The 4,453-nt window shown below is 62.6% G+C and carries 2 protein-coding genes; one reads left to right on the forward strand and one right to left on the reverse strand.

The window, feature by feature from the left end:
- Window positions 1–840 (reverse strand): serine dehydratase beta chain (locus tag BQ7477_RS10555; RefSeq protein WP_277352397.1); only part of this gene is annotated, 840 nt, incomplete at its 3' end.
- A 458-nt stretch (window positions 841–1,298) separates the two neighbouring features.
- Here BQ7477_RS10555 and BQ7477_RS10560 point away from each other — a divergent pair.
- Window positions 1,299–4,364 (forward strand): SpaA isopeptide-forming pilin-related protein, encoded by a 3,066-nt coding sequence (locus BQ7477_RS10560; protein ID WP_073983831.1) that lies wholly within the window; start codon window positions 1,299–1,301, stop codon window positions 4,362–4,364.
- Window positions 4,365–4,453: the final 89 nt, after the last annotated feature.

A 4,453-nucleotide genomic window follows, 5' to 3' on the forward strand; every position in this document is an offset into this window, starting at 1 on the left:
GCCCGGCAGGATGCCCGCCGCCGACGTGCCTGCGTCCGCGCAGTCGAACATCGTGTCGGCGATGCGATCCAGGTAGGCGTTGACGGTGTCGCGTGGGCGCACCGCCTCCTCGTTGGCGCGCACTAACTCGGCGACGCTCAGGCCGGACGTATCGCACGCGGCGAGCAGTTGCGCGCTAGAGGCGAACGGGTGTGGTGCGGGAACGTCGATGCCGACGCCGGCCTGGCTGGATGCGAGCGAGGAAACCTCGGGGTGAAGCGGGTCGTCGTTCGTCTGCAGCATGACGAAGCCGCCGCCCACTGAATAATAGGTGCGCTCCAGGATGACGGTGCCGTCCTCGTCGGTGGCTGTGATCGTCAGCGCGTTCACGTGATAGGGCAGGACAGTGCGTGGGATGAAACGGATGTCCTCGGTGATGCTCATGGGGACGCGCGTGCCGCTGGGCAGCGTGAGGGTACCCGTGCTCGCGAGCGTCGGGAGGATCGCCTCTACCGTCGCGATGTCCACGGTCTCTGGGTCGTAGCCAGCCAGGCCCAGCAGCACCGCGCGGTCGGTCGAGTGCCCGCGGCCCGTCGCCCCCAGCGACCCGAATAGGTTGATCGTGATGCGCGAGGGCGGCGTGAGGGTCGTCAGCTCCGTCGTGAAGGCCAGGCCCGCGCGCATCGGACCCACCGTGTGCGACGAGGAGGGCCCGATCCCGATGCGGAACATGTCGAAGACCGACAGGGGGTGCGGCGCGTCGTGCGCGGCGACCTCGCCGGACACAATGGCGGCGGGGGTCGGGCGCGTCGGCTCGTAGGCGGTCACTGGCGCGTCGAGGGTGACGGGGCGTCGATCCATGCGCCCTATTGTGCAGCTGTGTGGGGGTGGGCGCGTGACGAGGCCGGGGCGGGGTGGGTGGTCGCTGTGGTCACTTTGGTTGTGAGGTTGTGGTGAGAGTCTCCATTGTCAAAGTGGCCTGCGTCGATGCACCTCGCAGAGTCTTACCAGGCAAGTGTGAAGAGCTGCAATAAGGCAATTTTTGGTTACTTGCCATCCGTTAAAAATATTCAAAACGTGAGCATGGTCATCTAGTCGGTAACTAGACGTAATGCTATATAATCGTGAAATGTCATAGAAAGGAGACTTGACTGTTTGTCTGTAACTTATTGCATACCATGGTTGGTCAGATTCCGTTTGATTTTTCGAGTAACCATGGCGTAGCCTAAGGGGCATCAAGGTTTTGGAACAACCGCCCCGCGAGCAATACTGAACAGCTCGACCAATGCGACAGGGGCAGCCCGTCAAGGAGAGAGACTATGAGAAAGAGCCAGCCGCGAGCCGGACACGTGCGCCACGAGCGCCGGGGTTCCTTTGCCCGCGCCATCGCCGCGCTGACCGCTATGGTCAGTGTTACGGGCGTGTTGGTCACCTCTCAGCTCACGCCCCAGGAGGCGCACGCCGCCCAGGAGCCCGCCGCCACCGGCATTGAGGTTGGTCCCGTTCGTGCGGGCATGGGAACAGGCATTATCAATACGTCCGAAACGGACACGACGACTAGTTATCCCAATAACTTCATTCGCTACGGCATCGTGCCCGGAATGTCGGAGACCCCTTTCTCCCAAGCTGGCGTCAACGGCGGCAAGCCGATCACTGACAAAAAGCCCGTTCGCACCCAGCTGGGTGGCACGTTCGCTAAGAACAATGATCTGTGGACCTACATCACTCGAGGCATGCCCTGGAAGTGGGATAAGCAGACGAAGCCTGCCAACAAGCAAAGTGACAGCGAAAAGTGGATGCATGCGCAATGGAAGAAGTGGAATGACGGTGGCGACGCCGAGCTGTGGGCCAACGGTCAGTCTGCCATCGGCTTCAAGCCGAATGACCCGGGTACCGTCCAGCCGGGCCAGACGTTCCTGCTCGGCGCGATCCGCCACAACAACCTGCCGATTCAGGGTGGAGCTGATGTCAAGCAGTTCCTGCACTCCAGCCTGAACATTACGCTCCCGGACCTGCTCGGCAGCACACCTGAGGAATTCCCCTTCGTCAACCAGGAAACCTCCAACACGCTGTCCTCGACGATCATCTATCGCAAGGGCGGTGCCTACATCAAGCACCCCGGTATTGGTGGGACGGGAACCTGCCGCACCGACATCGGCATCAACGGTAAGTCTGCGACAGAACCTGCACTCCCCGCGTCTGGCTTTCAGTACCTGCGCGACGCTGTCATGGACCAGGGGATCTACTACGGTACGCCAAAGTGGGTGACCGATCCTGCGACCGGCGAGCTAGTCTTCATTGGCACGGCCTATGAGCCGGATCCGATCGACCCCTCCGACCGCTCGAAGGGTTACGTCAACAAGCCCGAATCCCAGTCGGGACGCTACTACTGCGTCAAGTACGTGGGCGAGGGCAACGGCGACTACGACCTCTACAGCCAGTACTACAACAAGGGTGCGGCACAGCCCTTCAACCAGATTTCCGGCAAGAGTGTTACGCCTATTGACTGGCCCGGCGCCAAGGGTAACGTCAACGAGAACCCCTACGTCTGGGACAACGTGAAGCTGCAGAAGACGACGTCGGACCAGACCTTCACGAAGAATGGCCGCACCTACCGCCTGCAGCTGTGGGGCTTTACTCCCGCGAACAACCCCAGGACGTTCATTACGCCGGATAACATCAACAGTATCCCCACTGCCGACTGCCCGGCGACGCCTCCGGCGGGCGCCAAGCGCACCGACACCTTCATCACGCAGGAGCTCTCGGTCAACTACGGCTGCCTCTACGGCGTCATCACCGAGGAGAGAAGCGTGCGCATCGTGAAGTCCGTCGAGGACCCCTCGGGTGCGAACCCGACGATCCCGGCCGCCAACTTCGCGGTGACCACCGGCTCCACCTGGGCGGACAACACGAGCCGCACCCCGGCGACCACCGGCACCGTGCCGGGCACGAAGCCCACGGTCTCCTCCGCCCCCGCCAAGACCTCGTACATCTCGGATGCCGACCCGGCCGCGACGCTCACCCCCACCGCCTTCGGTGCGGCAAACGCGAAGTACGACTCGACCTTCATCCCCTTCGAGGTCGGCAACTCCGACTTCACCATCACGGAGAAGGACATCAACACCGGCGGCGAGGACAAGTGGAACCTCAAGGACATCAAGTGCGTCAACGGCATCGGTGAAGACGTCGCCGTGACCCGCACCGCGCGAGGCGTCAACTTCAAGAACGTCGGCGGCGCAGCCTCCAACGAGGCAGCCCCCATCACCTGTACATTCGTCAACGAATACCAGGCCCCCAAGCTGCGCGTCCAGAAGACCATCGAAAACAACGGCGGCGCAGGCGGCGCCACCAGCTTCACCGTGGACTACAAGATCGTCGCCACCAACGACGGTAATCTGGCCGCCAACACCGGCAAGCTCACCGACAAGCCCGACTTCGCTAAGGGCCTCGAGATCCAGTCCGCGAAGATCGCCGAGACCCAGGCGGGCCTGGACGCCGCGTCCGACGCCACCGCCACCAGCGGCGTCTACACGCTGACCGACGGCGTCGAACTGGCTGCCGGCGCAACCAAGGAATACTGGATCCGCTTCGCGGTCACCCGCAACACGGCGGCGACCGGCTACAACGAAGCGAACCTATCCTGCTCGACGGACGGCAGCGGCGTCCCCACCGCCGGCCACGGCCTCTTCAACGAGGTCCTAGCGCAGAGCGGCAAGGACACCGACGGTACGAACAACAACAAGGCCTGCGGCCCCACCGTCCCCCACGACTTCGTGGTGGTCAAGGCCGGCACGCAGAACACGGGCACCACGTTCACCAACCCGACGAACCAGTACACCTACGGCGACAACAACGACGCCATGTACCCCCTCAAAGGCGCAGAGTTCGCGATCTACAACGCCAACCCCAACACGGACACCAGCGCCACCGTCGTCAAAACCCTGACCCAGGCCAGCGCGACCGACGGATACTACTGGAGCGTGGGCGACCTGAACATCGACACCCCCTACTGGCTAGTCGAAACCAAAGCCCCCGCAGGACACTCCCTGCTGCCCCGGCCCTTCAAGTTCACCCTCAAATCCGCCCGAGCCGACGGCTCCGGAACGACCGTTGAGCTTGCATCCGACCTCAACGACACCTCCCAGTGGGCTAAGGGCGCCATCCAAGCCTTCTCCTCCGAACTCAACACCAGCTCCGTGGAACAAGGCTTCATCATCAACGGCACCAACAAAGCAACCCTGGTCGTCAAAGACACCGAGGTTGGCGAGCTGCCCAAAGCCGGCAGCACCGGAATCTACCCCTACATCGGCGTCGCAACGGCGCTCATGTCCGGGGCGATGGTGATCACTGTGGTCACCACCAAGAGGCGAAAGGCACTCGCCTGAGCCACCAAGCGGTCCCGTGACCACGGCGACCCACCATCAAGAAAAACTCCCGACATCACACACACAGGAGAAAGAAAAGCAATGAGCAC

The organism is Actinomyces bouchesdurhonensis, assembly GCF_900128465.1.
Lineage (GTDB): Bacteria > Actinomycetota > Actinomycetes > Actinomycetales > Actinomycetaceae > Pauljensenia > Pauljensenia bouchesdurhonensis.